The sequence below is a fragment of the Psychrobacter sp. CX18 genome, from assembly GCF_057396215.1.
The window spans coordinates 399,985-421,250 of the sequence record NZ_JBXYJH010000001.1 but is presented as its reverse complement, the minus strand read 5'-3'; the positions used below and the strand labels follow the sequence as shown (position 1 = coordinate 421,250).

The window sequence follows — 21,266 nt, the reverse complement described above, 5'->3', positions numbered from 1 at the left end:
GACATTAGCGTCAGTTTGCGCCTAGTCTGGAACGATTTTAGCTATCAGCAGTGCTAATTTGCGAATGTTCCACACGCCCTAACCTTTATAATTTTTATATTTAGCCCCGTTCTCAAGCGATTAAAATTAACAAGACAGGTGCTTTTAGTCAGCAAATCAAGACCTTTAATCATAAATGCTGGGCTAAAGTCACAGCCTACGCTAAGAGTTGAGAATAGGGTATATTTAATTACATATTTTAGTGCTTATTTAAGTCATAAAATTTTAAATTCATCATCTTTTAAATTCATAACGTTTTTTAGTCAAAGCATTTTTGACTTCAGACTGCTACTTCAAATTCTAATACCGACAATAACACTGCTTACTTATATATACCCTTAAGGACATTACCATGCAAATCGCCTCACAGACCTCAGATCTTTCTGAAAACATTCATCCCAACCTACATCTTGTTGATTTCTCTAAGGTTAATCCACAGGATCTTAAGTCTCAAGTTGGCAATGCCATAACAAAAGGCAACCGCTTTTTGGATGAGATGGAAAAAGAAGCATCTGCGCCGACTCAGGCAAAACAGGCTTTGAATGATATTATTGAGTTTGAGCATATTGGTTTAGATTTGGACCGCAGTTGGGGTGTTTTATCGCATCTAAATAGCGTTATGAGTAATGATGATATACGTGATGTTCATCATGACTTATTACCTCAATTGTCAGCATTTGGTACCCGTATGGGACAAAACAAACCGCTTTATCACCGTTATCAAGCCGTTAAACAGGACAGTGACTTTTTTGAAGCATTAGACAATGCACGCAAACGGGCTATCGAGCTTGCCATTCAACAGTTCGAGCTATCCGGTGTGGCATTGCCTGCTGATAAACAAGCCACTTATGCAGAGATTCAAAGCGAACTGTCAACACTATCGGCAAAATTCTCAGATAATATCTTAGATGCCACTCAAGCCTTTGCGTTGCCTCTATCACAAGAGCAACTCGCTGGCATTACAGACAGTGGGCTTGCCATGCTGAAAGCGGCAGGCGAACAGTATAAAACCAAACAGCAGGCGTCAGGTGAAACCACTGCGTTACCAGAAGATGAGCCTCTATATGTCGCGACTTTAGACATCCCTGTATATTTAGCCGTGATGACCCATGCAGACGATCGCAGTTTACGCGAAACGCTCTATAAAGCTTACGTTACTCGGGCATCAGAGCTTGATACGCACAAAAATGGTAAGGGCGAGTCATTAGACAATAGCGATATCATGGCGAAAATCCTACACCTTCGGGCGCAAAAGTCAGCACTATTGGGCTTCGATAATTATGCTCAAGTGTCATTGTCTCGCAAGATGGCAGACAGCCCTGCTCAGGTGGAGGACTTCCTACGCAATCTAGCCAAAAGAGCCACACCTGCAGCAAAACGCGACTTAAGCCAATTAGAGCAAGAAGCCAAGAAACAAGGTATCGAGGAGATGGCACCTTGGGATACTGCCTACTTAGCTGAAAAAGTTAAGCAGGATAAATTCAAGCTGTCTCAAGAAGAAATTCGCCCTTACTTCCCGCTACCTAAGGTTATTGACGGTCTATTTACCATCGTGAATAAGCTATTTGGCATCCGTGCGGTCGACATGACGGATCAAGTAAGCCTATGGCATGAAGATGTCCGGTTTTACCAGTTATTTGATGATAATAAACAAGGCGATCAAGACAATAATGGCAATAAAGACGATGAAGGCCGTTTAATCGGCGGTTTCTATTTTGATTTATATGCACGTAGTGGCAAACGTGGCGGTGCTTGGATGAGTGGTTTTCAGTCTCGTTATGAGTATGCCGCCACAGCAGATACCGAGGCTTACTCACAGCTACCTGTGTGCTTTATGGTCGGTAACTTTACGCCGCCCACCGAGGGTAAACCAAGCTTATTGACCCATGACGAAGTACTCACCTTATTCCATGAGTTCGGTCATGGCCTACATCATCTTTTGACAGAAGTCACGGTGAGTGAGGTGGCAGGCGTCAATGGTGTGGAGTGGGATGCCGTCGAGTTGCCTAGTCAATTTATGGAAAACTGGGCATGGGATAGTGAGGGCATTAACCTCATTAGCGCCCATATGAATACTGGTGAGCCGTTACCAGCGTCACAACTTGACGCCCTACTTGCTGCCAAAAACTTCCAAAGTGGCATGCAAACTTTACGTCAAATCGAGTTTGCTTTATTTGACTTGCTGATTCACGCAGCCTCGCCCGCCCCTGATTACCAAGGTATCTTATCGACATTGAACCATGTACGACAAGATGTGGCAGTCACCGAAACGCCAGACTACAACCGCTTTGCCAATGGCTTTAGTCATATCTTTGCGGGTGGCTATGCTGCCGGATATTACTCATATAAGTGGGCAGAACTGCTATCAGCGGACGCCTTTAGTCGCTTTGAAGAAGAAGGTGTCTTTAATCCACAAACTGGTAAAGACTTCCGCGAAAGCATCCTAGCCGTCGGTGGTAGTCTGCCAGCTAAGACTAACTTTGAGACCTTTAGAGGCCGCGCAGCCAGCATTGATGCCCTACTACGTCATGGCGGCTTTGTCGATACAGACGAGGTGGCTTGATATGCGTTATCAATCAACCCGCCCTAAGCGTCAGTTTTTAGCGGGTGTCAGCTGTCCAAAGTGTCACACAATGGATGCGGTGGTTCAGGTGCAGATCTTTGAGCCAGAAGAGGATGAATATATCGAGTGCACTCAGTGTGGTCACATCGAGCGTCGTCCTGACCCTGAAGAGATTCAGGAAAAGAATGCGCTTGCCAATGATGCCATGAGTACAGGAACGCAGGGTACGGTTAAGTTTCTGAAGTAATACCTTTTCTATAACATAACCTATCTTTGTCAGACTCGCTAAACCTACTATTTGTAGCGTTTGCACTCGCCTCCTCGCTAGGTTAATTTCTAGATATGGTATAAATTGAATTGTCCGTCGTTTGTCTTTCAAAGGAAGGGTTGGGGATGGATTCTAAAGATTAAAAAACTGGCCTCGATATCTGAATGCTTTAATGAGTTAGAAATATGCGTTCCATGGCTCATTATCCTTTAATGAGTCCGTTCGGTGCTCGTCCCTCGCACAAAAACCTTGTTATTGACACGTTGGTTTTATTTGCAACAAGGTTGGATGAGGGAATGACACCCAACGGTTTTAATTCATAATATGTTGGGTCTCGTTACCTCGACACCAACCTACCAATCGCTTTCCAGTTAAGTATTAATTTTAGGTTGTTTTGGTTGTTCAATGATTGCATTAAAAGAGCGATTAAGCCTCTAAAGGGCATTAAAAATGCAGTTGCAATAACGTGAGTGCTAATCCACAACAAGGGCTTTTAATACGTGGGTTTCACTGCGTTGCACCCACGCTACGCTTGCTTGCCCATCCATTTAATAACCATCAGTATCTTAATAAACGAACATAATAACCTATATCCTAGATAACCGTGATAGTGTCGCTTATTGGGATTTCACGACAAGACGCCAAAAATGAGAGATAAACCAAAAACAGAACTATTAACTGTTGATTTTTATGACGCCGATGTCGGTTGGTTATTCTACAAACTGACCGCAGGACAACAGTCATTTGAGGATAGATTTTCACACGTTTATGATCCACTTCCTGATTTAAAGCATTGGTTAGAAGCAATTTCAATTGGAGTTCAACAAACATCTTTCGAGTACGACAACGAAGGGAACCATATAAAATATGACTTTGAACGTGTTAATTGGGATAGAGAAGTTTTAACGATTTCCGAAGCCTACAAAGACGGAGAAGTTTTCATTAAAGCAAATATAGACAGACAACAACTCGTTAAAGCGTTTTATCTTGGACTGTTGAATTTTGCAAACTCTGACAAATACTGTCCAATAGATTGGGAGGTCGTAAATTTAAAAGAGCGACTTTGCAGCGGCTTAAACCTTGATGAAGAGACACTGGTTGCGTTATTAGTAAACTTCAACAAAAATCAATTAGGGGAAATTCTTTTTAAAGCTGACTCACCATTTTCCATTGCTTATGCTGAAGCAGCCGAAAAAAAGAAAGAGTGGAGTATGTTTTTGCAAAATGCCATTGAGAGGGTCAAACGGGTTTCTAATAAATCTAAAAGTGTTGATACAGCAACTGAATGGTATATCCCAGACGATTATGACTTTTGGACAACCGATAAAAAACGCGAGTTTGTCATTGAGTGTATTAACGAAAAAATTGACGGTTTTGACGGCATGAAACTAACTGACCTTCGTTCTTCAATAATCGAAGAATATCTAGCAAATCCATCTTTTTAAACAGCTTAGGAAAAGTTAAAATATGGTACGTTTTTATGCTATAAATATATAGCACCCATGACTACAAATGATAATAGAAGCTGTCAATATTCTAAATGTTGATGTAAAAGAACTAACAAACTTAAACAAAGAATAATAATAGTATGCCAACACTCAATTGGATAGGAAAAGACAAGGTGGTGAGCCACCACCAAGATGTACAATACCGAGTATTGGAACACAAATACGGATTCACAGCCGACAATGGCGAACAGAATGAACCCACTAACAGCGGAAACAAAATCATACACGGTGATAATCTTGAGGCACTTAAAAGCCTACTGCCCGAATATGAAAACAAAATAAAGTGCATCTACATAGACCCTCCTTACAATACAGGGAATGAAGGCTGGGTTTACAACGATAACGTAAACCACCCCAAAATAAAAAAATGGTTGGGTGAAGTCGTTGGAAAGGACGGAGAAGACTTAAGCCGACACGACAAATGGTTGTGTATGATGTATCCGCGTTTAAAACTCTTGCACAAGCTACTAGCAGATGACGGAGCTATTTTTATTTCAATAGACGAAAACGAAATTTCCAACCTAAAATTAATCATGGATGAAATATTTGGAGCTGGGAACTTTATCGAACAATTAGTTTGGAATAAAAGGGTTCCTAAGAATGACAAGTCTATAGGGAACATTCACGAGTATATTCTTTTATTCGTTAAAAACAAAAAACTAGAACATAGATTCATTCAAAGAAAAGAGGGAATTAAAGATATCAATGAATTATTATCAAATCTAAAACGAAAAAAAACTCCTATACATAAAGCTGAAGAAGAAGTTAAAAAACTTTATAAGAAGAATGCTTATGATAGAGGCATTACACTTTATAATTCACTTGATGAGAACTATAAACTTTGGGGGAAAATAAATGTGAGTTGGCCCAATGGTCAAACTTTCGGTCCTCGTTATGATGTATTGCACCCTAAAACAAAGAAGCCTTGTAAGGTCCCAAATAGAGGTTGGCGTTGGACTAAAGAAACCTTTGACTCATTGTTGGATTATGAAAATGTAAAAGAATTACATAATGGTAGTTTTATTTGTGGTGAAATTTGGTTTGCTAAAGATGAAAACACTCAACCAAGTTCAATTAAATATTTAGAGGATGTTTCAGATTTTCTCTTACGATCAATTATCAGCACAAAAAGTGAAGGTGGTATTTCGTTAAAGGATTTAACCGATAAAAAATTTGATTATCCAAAACCAGTAAACCTTATTGAGACTTTATTAAAATCTGTTGATGCAGATAAAGGTATATTCCTCGACTCTTTCGCTGGTTCAGGCACCACCGCCCACGCTGTATTAAACTTGAATAAACAAGATGGGGGCAATCGTAAATTCATATTGATAGAAATGGAAGACTATGCCAATGATATTACCGCCGAACGTGTAAAACGAGTAACCAAAGGCTATGGAGAGGAAAAAAAAGCCGTTGATGGTACAGGCGGAGCGTTCGATTTTTACGAACTTGGCTTGCCACTCTTTGACGAAAACCAAAATCTAAATGAAGAAGTAGACTTGCAAAAAGTCAGAGAATACATTTGGTTTTCAGAAACCCGCACATCATTTACAGAACCAAATGCGGAAAATTACTTTTTAGGAAAGAAAGAAGAATCAGTATACTATTTCATATACGAGAAAGACCGTTTGACCACCTTAGATTATGATGCCTTAGAACTTATAAAAACCAAAGGCGAGCAATACATCATTTATGCTGACAATTGCTTATTACCAAAGGAATTTATGTTAAAAAAGAACATCATTTTTAAAAAAATCCCACGTGATATAACTAGATTATAAACTATGGAATTAAAAAGCTACCAGCAGAAAGTCATTGAAAATCTTGAAGAATACTTGACTTACGTTCAAAAGCACAAAGATTTAAAAACGGCTTTCGATAAATATTGGGAAGATAAGATCGGTCCTTACAATCCGTTGGATGGTACAGGAATGCAGCCTTACAAAAACAACATCCCTAATGCGGCGCACGTTTGCATCAAAGTACCAACGGCAGGTGGTAAGACCTTTATTGCCGTCAATGCTTTGCATTCCATTTTTCAAGCCTATGATTCCAGCAAACCGAAAGCGGTGATTTGGTTAGTACCTTGGAGCAACCTTTTGCAACAAACTGTTGATGCTCTTTCCAATCCAGAGCATCCGTACCGACAAAAACTCAATACCCTTTTCAATCACCGTGTAGAAGTCTATCAAAAAGAGGGTTTGTTACAGGGCTCAAATTTTAACCCGACCGTGGTTAAAGACCAATTGAGTATTTTTGTAATGAGTTTTGCAAGCCTTCGAGCGAGTAAAAAAGAAGACCGAAAGGTTTATCAAGAAAACGGCCAGTTAGAAGCCTTTGTATCGCAATTCAAAAACGGTGAACATATTTTAAACGGTGTAGATGATACCGCTTTAATCAATGTTTTGCGTTATCTCAATCCAGTTTTAGTAGTAGATGAAAGCCACAATGCAGAAAGCGATTTAAGTGTCGATATGCTCAAAAACTTAAATCCTTCTTTCATTCTCGATTTAACCGCTACACCAAAAAATAATAGTAACATTATAAGTTTTGTCCCTGCCATAGAACTGAAAAAGGAACATATGGTAAAACTTCCGGTAATCGTTTACAACAATCACGATAAAACGGAAGTCATCAATAATGCCTTGCATTTACAACGTAAATTGGAGAACCTTGCTATTAAGCAAGAATCCGAAGGCGGTAAATACATCAGACCCATTGTATTGTTTCAGGCACAACCAAAGACCAATGACGACAATACCACTTTCGAGAAACTGAAAGAACAGTTGTTAAGTTTGGGTATTCCCGAAAATCAAATCAAAATTAAAACCGCCAACATTGACGAATTAAAAGGCATTAATTTACTGAGCAAAGAATGTGAAGTTCGTTACATCATCACCATCAACGCTTTAAAAGAAGGTTGGGATTGTCCATTTGCGTATATCTTGGCATCCTTGGCAGACAAATCTAGTGCGGTAGATGTAGAGCAAATTTTAGGTCGTGTATTGCGACAGCCTTATGTCCAAAAGCATAAATCATTTCAGCTAAACCTTTCTTACGTTTTAACGGCATCTGCCAAATTCAACGAGACTTTGCAAAGCATTGTAAAAGGCTTACAAGAATCAGGTTTTAGTGAAAAAGATTATCGCAAAGTGGATAAGATGACTGAAGAAGAAAAGAAAAAGGTTAAGACTGACCCAGTTGAATCCTTTCTTTTTCCTGAGCTACAAATGGAACAAGAAGAAGATGACAACATAGACACCAATCGAGTTACGTTTGACCCAAATATAGTTAAAGAAGAACCTGAAACAACCAGGGTAATCGATGAAATTGAAGCCATTGCGAAAGAACAAAACCGACAGTTAGAAGAACAAATAAAAGAGCAGGAAAAGCAGCCTGTTGACGAAAATATCTTTCAAGAAATGGGTGATAAAGTGAAACGCTACAAAGTGAAAGAAGCTCACAAGGAGTTTATCAATAATATTGAGTTTCCGCAGTTCTTCATAAAGGTAACCGCAAGCGACATTTTCGGAACTGACGAAGAGTTGTTAAATAGAGAATCCTTACTAAAAGACTTTAAACTTTCAGATGAGGATATAAAAATTGATTTTGATACAGTTTCTTCTGACCTGTATAAAATTGACTTAGAAGAAGCGAAGAAAAATGAATATCGTCCTTCATTCACAAAGATTGAAGACAATTTGGTTAAAGAGCCAATTGTTCAATACATTTTAGCAAAACCAAAAGAAGACCAGATAATAGATATTACACATCAAATGATACCTATTATCGGAAATATGTATCCTATTCCAGACCAAGAAATCAAGGTTTATATCAGTCGCGTTCTAAACAGTATGGATACCGATCAATTGAGAGATGTCTTGGTTCGCAAGTGGAGTTATACGGACAAAATTAAGTCTAAAATTAGGCAGTTATCGGACTCATATGCCGAAAGACAATTTATGGACTTAATTAAATCCAAGCGAATTTACACCAAAGCAAATTGGCACTTAAGTAAAGAGATTGTTCCAGGGAAAACCGGTTCTTCAATTGGGAATTCACTTTACGAAAAAGAAGGATCAATGAACAACTTTGAAGAACGAGTAGCAATGGAACTCGGTACATCTTCGAATATTGAGTTTTGGCATAGAAATTTAGAACGTGGAAAAGGATTTTACATAAACGGATTTAAAGCAAACCATTATCCAGACTTTATTATGCAGACTAAATCAGGTAAAACGATTTTAGTTGAAACAAAAGGCGACCATTTGGATGGTTCAGATAGTGAAGCCAAATGTAGGCTTGGTATCGAATGGGAAAAACAAGCAGGAAATGACTTTGCCTACTTTATGATTTTTGATAAAAAAGAAGTGGACGGAGCATACACCTTAGACAAAGCAAAAGAATTAATTGGTAGTATGTAAATCCATCGTTCAGTTCAAGCACATTGCTATCCTCCTTTCATAAGTTATAAAAAGTCTCGCCGCCAATGCTGACGAACTAAAAACAAATAAAACCAGCAAGTAATACAATGTATAAGTAATAGCAGTTTAGGTCATTGAAAATACAGTTACAGTAACGTTAGCGCTAATATAAGGGCTTTTAATACATGGGTTTCAAAGGGTTGCACCCACGCTACGATTGCTTTGGATAATTTTAAAAAAACTTTTAAGCAAATAAACGGCTTATTTGAATCAATGCCAGCTACTAAATTTTCTACAAGTTCCAGTAGGGTGCGCCCCGCGCACCATTTAGTTTATTCAATGCAATAGGTGCGCATGGCGACACCCTACCAACTTCAGATTATGAATAAGATTTATCAAAAAAATTAGATGCCCTATGCCCTAACAAGGCTTTTTAGCCTCGATTGTAGCGGATATACTTGGTGTAGCACTAGGTTGATGCGATTGCTTTAAACCGTTATCGCGGTAGCAGGAACGGGTTAAAGCTTAGCGCATCACCTAGTGTGAGCCAAGATAGTAGCGAAAAGCGAGACCAGCTCCAATCAACGCTAACTATCATTAGTCTATCAATAGTCAACGGTATATCTAAAATCAACAGTCTATCTAAATTCAACGCTATCTAAACACAAAAAAATGCTCCCAAATGGGAGCATTTTTTGTGTTAATCGATAAGTCAGACAGTTTTGTCAAAATGCTAATGAGCGAGGCAAACTTGTAACAATACTACGTATCGTAGGCTAAGCAAGTTTAACAACGCTGATCATATATTTTGGTAGGACTATGCGTCTTGCTCAACACCTTTCATGGTCAACTTAATACGGCCACGGTTGTCAACGTCTTGTACCAATACGTTGATTTCTTGACCTTCGCTTAGGTAGTCAGAGACATTCTCAACGCGCTCTTCAGCAATTTGTGAGATGTGAACTAAGCCATCAGTACCGGGTAATACCGTGACGAATGCACCGAAGTCAACCACACGGGCGACGGTGCCTTTGTAGACAGTACCCACTTCAACTTCAGCCGTTAACGCTTCGATTTGACGGATGGCTTCTTTGGTCGCCGCTTTGTTTTCACCGAAGATACGAATCGTGCCATTGTCATCGATGTCAATGACCGCACCGGTGTCTTCTGTCAATTGACGGATAGTTGCGCCGCCTTTACCGATCACATCACGAATCTTGTCCGAATTAATTTCCATCACTGCATAGTTTGGCGCATGGGCATTAATCTCAGTGCGGCTACTTGGTAATACTTTGTTCATCGCATTTAAGATATGGATACGACCGGCATGGGCTTGCTCTAGCGCTTTTTCCATGATATCTGGCGTGATGCCTTCAATTTTGATATCCATCTGTAAAGCAGTGATACCGTCTTTAGAACCCGCAACTTTAAAGTCCATATCGCCTAAGTGATCTTCATCACCTAAGATATCTGATAAGACCGCAAAACGATCGCCTTCTTTCACCAGACCCATCGCAATACCAGCAACAGGCGCTTTCATTGGTACACCAGCGTCCATCAAGGCTAAACTGGCACCACACACTGAAGCCATTGATGATGAGCCGTTTGATTCCGTAATTTCTGATACCACACGGATGACATATGGGAAGCGGTCACTATCTGGTAGCATGGCTTGTACACCACGGCGAGCCAGACGGCCATGACCGATTTCACGGCGTTTTGGCACACCTTCACGGCCGGTTTCACCAACTGAGAAGTGTGGGAAGTTATAATGCAGCATGAAATGATCTTGGATGGTGCCTGCGAGTGAATCAATAAGGTTGACATCACGCGTATTACCCAGCGTAGTCGTTACTAATGCCTGAGTTTCACCACGAGTGAAGAGCGCTGAGCCATGAGTATACGGTAAGACGCCGACTTGGATATCAAGGGCACGTACGGTATCTAGGTCACGACCATCGATACGAGGTTTGCCTGACAAAATAGCGTCACGAACGGTACGATACTTAAGATCGTTATAGATGTCTTTAATTTGAGCTTCTTTTTCGCTAAATTCTTCTGACTCAGGATCGCCTGCTAATGCTTCGATGGCAGCCGCTTTAATCTCGTCCAGTTTCTCGTAACGCTCTTGCTTATCACCAATTGCGTAAGCTTCAGCGACTTGATCGCCAAATTGTGACGTCACTTTTTCTTTTAAGTCTGCGTCTAATTGTGGCGCTTCAAATGCTTGCTTTTCGGTACCGACTGCTTTGGCAAGCTCCATAATGTTGTCGATGACAATTTGTTGTTGCTCATGGCCGTATAGCACCGCACCAAGCATCTGATCTTCTGACAATTCTGCTGCTTCTGACTCAACCATTAATACCGCTGACTTCGTACCTGCAACAATAAGATCTAGATCACTCTTTTCTAGCTCTTCAATGGAAGGGTTAAGTACGTATTCACCATCGATAAAGCCAACACGGGCGCCGCCAATAGGGCCATTAAACGGGGCACTTGAGATAGACAAGGCGGCTGAAGCACCAATCATAGCGGCGATATCAGCATAATGCTTTTTGTCACTGGATACGACCGTCGCTGTAATTTGGATTTCGTTGACATAACCTTCAGGAAATAACGGACGGATTGGACGGTCAATAAGGCGTGAGGTTAAGGTTTCAAATTCTGTAGGGCGACCTTCGCGCTTGCCATAGGCACCAGGGATTTTACCCGCGGCGTACATTTTTTCTTGATAGTTAACCGTTAGTGGGAAGAAGTTTTGACCTTCTTTGGCCTCACTTTTCACAACGGCAGCAACCAGTACAGAGACGCCGCCCATATGGACGAGGACAGAGTTTGCTTGACGAGCGATACGACCTGTTTCTATAACAACTTGTTCATTGCCATATTGGAATTCTCGAGAAATGGTATTAAACATTGACATTAATTTTTCCTATTTTTTATAAGTGTGTACAAATGAATGAGCACGTCTATTGAGACTTGATGTTAGCCTCTAACGTTTAACTGCTTAACTGTTTAACTTGATTTGATGCTGGCATTTTGTCACTACCAGTAAACGTCTTAAACGTTAGAAGCTTATCGTCTTCAATAAGACGGTGTCTTATTTTACAGGGATTTGGCAGACTTGACCAATTAAAGTCATGGATTGCCAAATTTATTCTAAACAATTTATGGGGTCATACTACCGTACACGTCTCTTATAGTGTAGGAACATAGAGTATGAACGGTCTCTTCTAAACGTTATGAATTCAAAATACTAAACCACCAGATACAAAAAACGGCGTGAAATATTCACACCGTTTTTTTTGAGTAAGGCATGAGCTCTTAAATTATAATATCGAATTGCCATATTACTTATAACATTTAAGCAAAATGACAATATAATCGAAATTATAAATTAACGACGCAGACCTAATTCACTGATAAGTGAAACGTAACGCTCTGAATCCTTACCTTTTAAGTAATCTAATAGCTTACGACGTTGGTTTACCATACGGATTAGACCACGGCGGCTATGATGATCCCCTTTATGCTCTTTAAAGTGACCTTGTAAGTCATTGATACGCGCAGTCAATAACGCGATTTGAACTTCAGGTGAACCAGTATCGCCAGGGGCGCGCTGATATTGAGCAATAATTTGTTGACGATCAGTGTTAGTTAACATAACTTTCTCCTGCAATGCATTGATAATAAAAAAGTCAGTTTTATTGGGGACATCCCTGCATTACTAGAGATGACCTAAAAAAACGACTTAAACAAGCCTGCTATTATAACAAAAAAACCACTCAATAGTGAGTAGTTTTTTTAATAAACTATTGTCTGAAAAGCGGTCTTAAATAAGCGCCCAATAAATCCAAAATCTAATTACACTCTATTTAATAACGATCTATCGTACTGCACTTATTTATTCACTGGCTTTTTTAGCTGCACCGCTAGCGTGTCCACCTAAGGCATCCTCACTTAATTCAGCGGTTGTCGCTTCAGCAAGTGTTTCTGGCTCCTCAGTGCGTTCAATGGATTCCTCAATTTCTTCGCCAAGTGGCGTGCTTTTAGGATCATTACTCATCATATCCCCCCAAATAGTATGTATTTTGCTTAATATTAATTATGTCTAAAAATTAATTAAGTTTAGAAAGTCATTGAAATAAGTCATGTTCTTTATACATGATCTTTAAATATGCTCTTTAAGTAAGGTAAGGACGCTAACGTCCCCACCCTTATTTATAGATTAAATTTACAGCTTATTTAAATATAAGACGTTACTTATTATGTGATTCTTCTAAGTTATCTGCAATACCTTCAGCGGCTTTATTGTCATCTTTGTCTTTTTGATTACCTAAGTTATCTTCAACTTGATTTTTAAGACCTGCAATTTCTGCATCTGATTGCTGTTGTTCAAATGTATTACCATTAGACTGTGTCATGATATTTTCCTTATTAATTGTAAGATGATATGTATAAAATAATTAAAATTTAATTTCTTAGTAATTACTCATAGACGTACGATATTAGAACGATTTAGACGTACGCCAGTAAAACGATAAAAAACTTCTAAAAAGCACTTCATTCAAAGAAATAACTTCTTAAAAGAACAAAGTTTTTAGGATAAAGATTTATCGATAGCACCCACGAAGGCTTCTATATCATCAGGATTACGTGAGGTTATGATATTGCCATCTTGTTGAACTTCTTTATCAACAAAGATGCCGCCTGCATTTTCAATGTCAGTTTGCAATGAAGGATAAGCGGTCAAGGTCTTATCTTTTGCAAGACCGGTGTTGACTAACAGCCAAGGCGCATGACAAATGGCAGCGACTGTCTTGCCTGCGTCATAAAACTGTTTAACAAAAGATTGAGCGTCTTTATTACCACGTATAGTATCCGCATTGACAGTGCCGCCGGGTAACACGACCGCTTGGTAATCGTCCGCATTTGCTTCATTTAAGAATAAATCAGCGGTATAAGTTTGCGACTTATCAACGTCGTGGTTCATGGCTTGCACTTGCTTATCATCGTTAGTAGTGATTAAAGTCGTTGTATACCCTTTATCCTTTAACAAACTGTTCACTTTTGCATATTCTGCTTCTTCAAAATTTGAGTGTAATAAAAATGCTATATTCTTAGCCATTTTTTAGCCTCCACTTATTTTCAAGTTTTTTAAGTCATTTGTTTTAGAATTATTATGTTTATTAGCCTACAAGTTCAAAGCCATAGGTAAAAGGAGGAAGTTGCAAGAAAATGTGTGAAAATGTGATTAGTGTTTGCCGTAAGTAACCAGTATTTTGTCTAATCGATTACTATAAAAGCCCTTTTGACAGGATAAAAAAGATAGAAAGAAAGGCATAAAGAAAAGGCATAAAGATAGAAGATTAGAAGGATAAAAAAGAAAAGTAAAAGAAGATAGACAGCCAAAAAGGATTAAACTTGAGAATATTACGATCAACAAGTTAGTGGTCAACACAAGTTATTGATCAACCATAGTTAAACCTCAAGTGTTGAAACCTTCCAATTAGAGCGCCTTTAACGTTGAATCATTTTTTTGGGTTGTAAGCGTCCATTAGACTCAAGCTGCCCCAGACCCATAAACTGACCGTCTGAATCAACGAGCTTAATATCTATGTTAATGAGCTTATGGCAGGTGTTGTCATCGTTAGTGGTGTTATCGCTGCCGTTAGTAGTCAATGACTGAAATGCGGTAGTTATAATCTCATCAAACTGTGACATGACATTCAGGCGTTGTCCCATATGTAAGCGTGTGCTTTGACTTTCAGAAATCACTAAAGTAGGCAGGTCAGTGATACAAGCATCAATCGGCAATAAGCTTGCCAAACGTTGTTCATGTAACAGGGATTCAAGGGTGTCGATCGTAATAGCAGAGGTAATATCAAAATGACCCACTTGTGTACGACGTAACATCGTTAAATGTCCTAGAGTCCCTAGCGCTTTTGCAATATCCTCACCAAGTACCCGTACATAAGTACCTTTAGTACATCTGACATCTAAAACCACCTCATCAGAATGCTGCCCTGGACGCAATGATAAAGATTTGATAGTAATTGGTCTTGGCTCACGCTCTACCTCAATACCTGCTCTGGCATATTCATACAGCTTTTTTCCGTCTTTTTTTAAGGCAGAGTACATGGGAGGTATTTGCTCAATAGGCCCTAAGAACTGGTCTGTTACGCTATCAAGTAAGGACTGTGTCAATTGCGGCACGGCTGTTTCAGCGATTATCTGACCTTCGGCATCTCCAGTATCAGTCTGTTGACCTAGTTTAATCACAGCATGATACGACTTATCTGCATCCAACTGATAATGACTAAACTTCGTTGCTTCGCCCAAACACACTGGAAGTAGACCCGTCGCCATGGGATCTAAGGTACCGGTATGACCCGCTTTCTTACTGTCATGAACTGGGGACTTGAGAAGGTATTTAACCTTTGAGACGACTTGCTGCGACGTTAATCCTTTTGGCTTATCAATGAGAATAACGCCAGACACCCGCGTTTTTTGCGTTTTATTCGATGCATGTGATGATGCAGTGTTGCCTGTCTTGCTATCAGTCGCAGTAACTTTAGTCATGGATGTCTGTTTACTCTCAGTTGGCCGTAGGCTTATTTAGATTGATCAGTATCTATATTTAACTCATTATCTGATTCAGTATCTGTATCTGTATTGACCGCCGTTTGCTCGGTTTTGGTAACGGCTTTGTTGATAAGATCCATCATATAGTTACCACGTGCGGTAACTTCGTCATAGTGGAATCTCAAACGCGGAGTGGTACGGGTTTTAAGACTGTGGCTTAGCTCAGTACGTAAAAATCCTGCTGCGTTATTTAAGACTTGTATGCTGGCTTCATGGCTGTGCTTACTCATCGCATCATTAAGCTCAGGCTCCATAATCGTCACATATACATCTGCATAGCCCAAGTCCGAGCTTACTTTAACACTTGAGATAGTGACAAAGCCAGTGAGACGTGGGTCATTCACTTCGTCACGGATGAGTACTGCAAGTTCACGTTGAATTTGATCGCCCAAGCGTTGTAGACGTTGGTTCATGATATTTTTCCTTAATAATTATTAGCTACAAGTCGTTATCTTATATAGTCAAAGAAGTCTAAAATGGTTACAAGGCAACCGAGTGCAAGTAGCGAGTAATTCGGGAGTAGGCTTAACAAGGTTAACGCCATAACCGTTTAGTAGTTCGCTGACTATAATGCACAATACGAGTTTATGTAGTAATAATCCATAATAAAATTGATAAAAAAAAGACCTAACAGGATGACCTGATAGGTCTTTTACTACATATTTAATCGATTAGATAGTACGCTGAATCTCTTGGATTTCAAAGACTTCAATCTTATCACCCACTTCTACATCATAGCCGCGAACCGCAAGACCACATTCCATACCAGATCTTACTTCATTAACATCATCTTTATAGCGACGTAATGACTGTAATTGACCGGTAAAGACCACTTTGTCTTCACGCAGTACACGGATAGATTTATTGCGGTAAATAGTGCCTTCGACCACCATACAACCAGCGGCAGCACCAAATTTACTTGAGCGGAATACTTCACGAACCTCAGCGATACCCAAGATTTTCTCACGATGTTCAGGAGACAACATACCACTCATTGCCGCTTTCACATCATCAATCAAGCCATAAATGACACTGTAGTAGCGAATGTCGATACCCGCTTCATCTGCTTTTCGCTTAGCAGCATTATCGGCGCGAACGTTAAAGCCTAATAATACCGCTTCACTAGACTCAGCAAGTGTCACGTCCGACTCGGCAATAGGTCCGACACCTGAGCTGATGACTTTGACCTTCACTTCGTCAGTGGATAACTCTTCAAGAGCGGACAATAAGGCCTCTAATGTACCACGGACATCGGTCTTCAAGATGATATTTAAGAATGACATATCTTCTTGACCCATCTGCTCAAACATACTCTCTAAGCGCATCTTGTTCTGACGCTCAAGTAGTTGCTCACGTTGACGGGTGGCACGGAATTCGGCAACTTCACGCGCTTTCTTCTCATCAGAAACGACTAAAAACTCGCTTCCTGAGGCAGGAGTATCAGGCAGACCTAATATCTCAACAGGAATAGAAGGACCGGCTGACTGAATACGTTGACCCGTTTCATCGATCATGGCGCGTACTTTACCGTAGAATTCGCCCGCTAATACTAGGTCACCTTGATTTAGAGTACCTTTCTTAACCAGTATACTAGCAACGGCACCACGTCCTTTTTCTAGACGCGATTCAATCACTACGCCTTGAGCCGCACCATCAGTTGGCGCTTCAAGCTCCATAAGTTCGGCTTGAAGGTTAATAAGCTCTAATAGCTCATCAATACCCTCACCTGTCTTAGCGGAAATCTTGGCCACTGGCGTGTCTCCACCCCAAGCCTCAGTAACCACTTCTTTGGTGGTCAATTCGTTTAGTACACGATCGGGATCAGCCGTGCTCTTGTCCATTTTGTTGATAGCAACAATAATAGGTGTACCTGAAGCGCGGGCATGATCAATAGCCTCTTCAGTTTGCGGCATCATACCGTCATCAGCAGCAACCACTAAGATTACGATATCAGTCGCTTGCGCCCCACGAGAGCGCATTGCCGTAAAGGCGGCGTGACCTGGAGTATCTAAGAAAGTAATCACACCACGATCTGTGTTCACATGGTAGGCACCAATATGCTGAGTAATACCGCCGGCTTCACCAGTCGCTACTTTTGTTTCACGAATCTTATCTAGCAGTGAGGTCTTACCATGATCGACGTGACCCATGATAGTAACGACTGGAGGACGAGTCTGAACATTACTACGGCGCTCTTCTACAGCTTCATGGAGATCATCTTCAACTTTGGTATCGCTAACAAGAACTGGGTTGTGGCCCATTTCTTCAACGATTAAACTTGCTGTGGTTTGGTCAATCTCTTCATCTGCGCCAGCAATTTCACCCATTTTCATGAGTAGTTTGGTCACTTCACGGGCTTTAACTGCCATACGCTGAGCAAGGTCAGATACGACAATGTGCTCACCGATCTCTACATCATGCACAATCTTCTCAACCGGCTTCTCAAATTTATGCTGAGAGGCTTGAGTAGATTTAAGACCATGTTTACGGTTGCGGATTTCACGCTCTTCTTGACCTTTGCGGCGACGACCACGAGTGGCAGTGCTTGAAGAACCTCGTTTAATCTCACGACGTTCTTTTTCAAACGACTCCTCTAAAGCTTCTCCGACTAGTCCTTCTGCTAAAGGCTCATCTTTGCGAACCTCAGCAACAGGCTCTTTATCACTGTATTTCCCAGCCATTTTACGCATTTGCTCAAGGGTTTTCTTCTGAGCCTCTTCTGCTTGCTTGCGGCGGGTTTCAGCTTCAATTTGACGTAGACGTTCTTCTTCAGCTTCACGGGCTTCACGAGCCTTACGCTCCGCTTCGGTTTCCACTTTAGGTTTAGTAGGCGCTACTTTCTTCTTCGGTGTTTCTTTTTTCGCTGACTCTTTGTTTGGTGCGTCTTTGCTTGATCCTTTACTCGGTAATTCTTTAGCAGCGGCAGCAGCTTTGCTGCCCTTTTTCACGACAACTGTAGATACTTCATCTGTTTTGTCACTAGAAGAAGAACCTCCCCCTAAATTGGCACGCATCGCTGCTAGAGTAGCTGCTTGACGCTGTTCAGCCTCTTTCTTAGCTTCTTCACGTTTTTTAGCTTGTTCTTCAGCCTGTTTTTTTGCTTCCGCAGCTGCTTTTTCACGGGCTGCAATTTCTTCAGCCAACTTGTTTGGATCCGGCTTTTCAAATACTTTTTTCTTACGAACTTCGACATTCACGCTTTTTGACTTACCCGAAGAGCCAGTCACACGTGCCGTGCTAGTCGTTTTAGATTTAAGACTAATACGACGCTTCTCTTTTTGACCATGCGAGTGTTTCAAGTATGTTACCAATTGCTCTTGCTCAAGCTCGGTGACCATGTCATCCTCGCCACGAGCAGGCAACCCAGCATCAACCAGTTGCTTTTGCAGCGCACTGACTGTTTTGCTTACCATGTCTGCTAATTCTTTGACGGTCTTATCTGCCATTTATAGTCACCTATTTATTATTCTTCATTAAACCAAGATTCACGTGCTTTCATGATGAGTTCACCAGCTGTTTTCTCATCAAGACCTTCGATGCCCTCGATGTCAAATACCGCTTGTTCTGCTAAATCATCTACCGTGATGATGTCACGTTGAGCCAGCTTGTACGCCCAGTCGGTCGTCATGCCTTCCATTGTGAGCAATTCTTCGCTTGGCTCTTTCATATTTTGCTGTTTGACCAGTTCATCTGCAATGACGACTTCTTTAGCACGCTCTTGAATCATCTCAATTGCATCATCATCTAGCCCTTCAATATCATAAAAGGTCTCGACAGGCACATAAGCCACTTCTTCAATACTGGTAAAGCCGACATCAACCAATGCTTGAGCTAAATCTTCATCGACTTCTAAACGATTGTAAAACAGCTCTAAATACGCTTTTGTTTCGTTTTGTTGACGCTCAAGATATTCCTCTTCAAGCATCATATTAAGCTTGTAGCCCGTTAACTCAGAGGCCAACCGTACATTTTGACCTTGAGCACCAATTGCACGTGCCAATTGATCGTTTGCTGTAAAGATGATATCCGCTGTTTTTGCATCTTCATCTAAAATAATACTATTTACATCTGCAGGCTCTAAAGCACTAATAATGTACTGCGCTGGATCATCCGACCAAACGATTACATCAATACGCTCACCATCAAGCTCAGACTGTACCGCTTGGATACGTGTACCACGCATACCGATACAAGCACCAACAGGGTCGATACGATGATCATTTGTTTTCACTGAAATTTTAGCACGAACACCTGGCTGACGGGCAACATCGCGAATTTCAATAATCTGCTCATTAATTTCTGGCACTTCTTTATTCATCAATGCCACTAACATATCTGGACTAGTCCGTGATAATAATAGCTGTGCACCACGGTTATCACGATTGACATGGTATAAGATCGCGTTAATACGTGATTTAACCCGCAACTGTTCACGTGGTAGCATTTGATCACGCGATAAATAGCCTTCTGCATTGTCCCCTAGATCGACAATATAACCATCACGTGTCTGCTTTTTGACTTCGCCATACATCATCTCGCCAATTCTAGGCTCAAAGGCATCAGCAGTTAACGCGCGTTCTGCTTCACGAATCTTTTGGATAATAACTTGCTTGGCCTGTGTAGCCGCAATACGTCCGAAGCTTATAGACTCAATTTGCTCTTCTTTTACATCACCGATAGACCATTCATTTTCATCAAGGTCACTGATCGCAAGCTGACATGCTGGCATCTCGTGATCTTCATCAGCAACGACCGTCCAATAGCGATAGGTATCGTAATCACCCGTATTGCGATCAATTTCTACGCGTACCGCTACTTCTGGTTGGTCAGTATAGACCTTTTTCTTAGTAGAAACGACCAAGGCCTCTTCAATGGCTTCAAAGATATCTTCAGGATTTAGGCCCTTTTCATTACTGACTGTTTCTACTACCGTTAAAATTTCTCGACTCATTACACACCTGTCCTCGCCTACTTATTATTAAAAGTAGCAAAAAATTATTAAAATTTATTTGTTATCTTAGGCCTAAAAGCTGTGATGTTTAAGTTCATTTAAAAACGCTGCCTACAACATCATCCTTATTATTAATCTATTATATTCGCACATTATGAAGAATAAAGGTAATAACAGTGATGAAGTGCAATTAACGGTGTCAAATCAAGTTAAATATAAATAGTAAACTTTTGATCAACTTATTATGCTAAGACTATTGTTCTTGATAGATCAAGTTCGCTTTATCAATATTATCAAGCGCAATATCATATTGCTCGCCATCAGATGTCACTATAGACAATTGCTTGTCCCCCAATTGCTCAAGCTTTCCTGTTACTTTACGGCGCTTAGAGCTACCTGAACCTACGGCTTGAATTAAGCGCAGGTTAATAGTATGACCTATGTAGTCTGTCATCTGCTCAGTGGCAAAGAAAGGACGATCAAGACCGGGAGAGGATACTTCAAGTACATATTCCCCTGCGATAGGGTCATGTACTTCAAGTACACCACTAACTTGGTGATTCACAGCAGCACAGTCTTCGATCGTGACTTGTTTATCAGCTGCTTTATCTTCTGGTAAGGCCTCAATATATATACGTAATAGAGAACGTCCACCTTGTGGCAGAAACTCGATTCCCCATAGTTCAACATCACACGCAGCGACAGCTGGTGCAATAATATCGGTTAACTGACTAACTTTGTTGGATAACTTCATGAATTATTAATGTAGTCCATTCGTTGACGAAACTATTAAGATAGTAGCTATTATAAATGCATATTATGACCAAAAGGCGATATGAAAAATAACAGATACAAAAAAACCCAC

Annotated in this window: 15 protein-coding genes; 5 read left to right on the top strand and 10 right to left on the bottom strand. The window is 40.5% G+C overall.

Annotated elements, in window-relative coordinates:
• The first annotated feature begins 391 nt into the window (after positions 1–391).
• The 5 genes from AC2SLT_RS01720 to AC2SLT_RS01700 all read left to right on the top strand — a co-directional run bounded on the left by AC2SLT_RS01720 (position 392) and on the right by AC2SLT_RS01700 (position 8,805).
• Positions 392–2,602: a M3 family metallopeptidase gene (locus tag AC2SLT_RS01720; protein ID WP_486545638.1), complete on the top strand. Its 2,211-nt coding sequence runs from the start codon at positions 392–394 to the stop codon at positions 2,600–2,602.
• A 1-nt stretch (position 2,603) separates the two neighbouring features.
• Complete coding sequence (locus AC2SLT_RS01715; protein WP_486545637.1) at positions 2,604–2,849, top strand: YheV family putative metal-binding protein; 246 nt, start codon at positions 2,604–2,606, stop codon at positions 2,847–2,849.
• Between the two features lie 668 nt (positions 2,850–3,517).
• Complete coding sequence (locus AC2SLT_RS01710; protein ID WP_486545635.1) at positions 3,518–4,315, top strand: hypothetical protein; 798 nt, start codon at positions 3,518–3,520, stop codon at positions 4,313–4,315.
• A gap of 143 nt (positions 4,316–4,458) precedes the next feature.
• Positions 4,459–6,162, top strand: coding sequence for a site-specific DNA-methyltransferase (locus tag AC2SLT_RS01705; protein WP_486545633.1), 1,704 nt, complete (start codon positions 4,459–4,461; stop codon positions 6,160–6,162).
• Between the two features lie 3 nt (positions 6,163–6,165).
• A complete protein-coding gene (locus AC2SLT_RS01700) occupies positions 6,166–8,805 on the top strand; it encodes a DEAD/DEAH box helicase (RefSeq protein WP_486545632.1) in 2,640 nt (879 codons plus the stop codon).
• 817 nt (positions 8,806–9,622) lie between these two features.
• On the opposite strand, the gene pnp is transcribed toward AC2SLT_RS01700, so the two are convergent.
• The 10 genes from pnp to rimP all read right to left on the bottom strand — a co-directional run bounded on the left by pnp (position 9,623) and on the right by rimP (position 21,155).
• Entirely contained in the window at positions 9,623–11,728 is a 2,106-nt protein-coding gene (gene pnp, locus AC2SLT_RS01695) for a polyribonucleotide nucleotidyltransferase (protein ID WP_486545631.1), read from the bottom strand.
• A gap of 474 nt (positions 11,729–12,202) precedes the next feature.
• On the bottom strand, positions 12,203–12,469 hold the full coding sequence (rpsO, locus tag AC2SLT_RS01690) for a 30S ribosomal protein S15 (protein WP_486545629.1): 267 nt from the start codon (positions 12,467–12,469) through the stop codon (positions 12,203–12,205).
• Positions 12,470–12,709: 240 nt separating this feature from the next.
• On the bottom strand, positions 12,710–12,874 hold the full coding sequence (locus AC2SLT_RS01685) for a hypothetical protein (RefSeq protein ID WP_486545627.1): 165 nt from the start codon (positions 12,872–12,874) through the stop codon (positions 12,710–12,712).
• Between the two features lie 190 nt (positions 12,875–13,064).
• Complete coding sequence (locus AC2SLT_RS01680; RefSeq protein ID WP_486545626.1) at positions 13,065–13,229, bottom strand: hypothetical protein; 165 nt, start codon at positions 13,227–13,229, stop codon at positions 13,065–13,067.
• A 176-nt stretch (positions 13,230–13,405) separates the two neighbouring features.
• Positions 13,406–13,933 (bottom strand): type 1 glutamine amidotransferase domain-containing protein, encoded by a 528-nt coding sequence (locus AC2SLT_RS01675; RefSeq protein WP_486545625.1) that lies wholly within the window; start codon positions 13,931–13,933, stop codon positions 13,406–13,408.
• A gap of 392 nt (positions 13,934–14,325) precedes the next feature.
• Entirely contained in the window at positions 14,326–15,387 is a 1,062-nt protein-coding gene (gene truB / locus AC2SLT_RS01670; protein ID WP_486545623.1) for a tRNA pseudouridine(55) synthase TruB, read from the bottom strand.
• Between the two features lie 32 nt (positions 15,388–15,419).
• The gene (locus AC2SLT_RS01665) at positions 15,420–15,863 is read right to left on the bottom strand and encodes a ribosome-binding factor A (protein ID WP_486545621.1); all 444 of its coding nucleotides are present in this window, start codon (positions 15,861–15,863) and stop codon (positions 15,420–15,422) included.
• A gap of 258 nt (positions 15,864–16,121) precedes the next feature.
• Positions 16,122–18,896, bottom strand: coding sequence for a translation initiation factor IF-2 (gene infB / locus AC2SLT_RS01660; RefSeq protein ID WP_486545620.1), 2,775 nt, complete (start codon positions 18,894–18,896; stop codon positions 16,122–16,124).
• 17 nt (positions 18,897–18,913) lie between these two features.
• Positions 18,914–20,401: a transcription termination factor NusA gene (gene nusA / locus AC2SLT_RS01655; protein ID WP_486545619.1), complete on the bottom strand. Its 1,488-nt coding sequence runs from the start codon at positions 20,399–20,401 to the stop codon at positions 18,914–18,916.
• A gap of 253 nt (positions 20,402–20,654) precedes the next feature.
• Positions 20,655–21,155: a ribosome maturation factor RimP gene (rimP, locus tag AC2SLT_RS01650; protein ID WP_486545617.1), complete on the bottom strand. Its 501-nt coding sequence runs from the start codon at positions 21,153–21,155 to the stop codon at positions 20,655–20,657.
• Positions 21,156–21,266 lie beyond the last annotated feature (111 nt).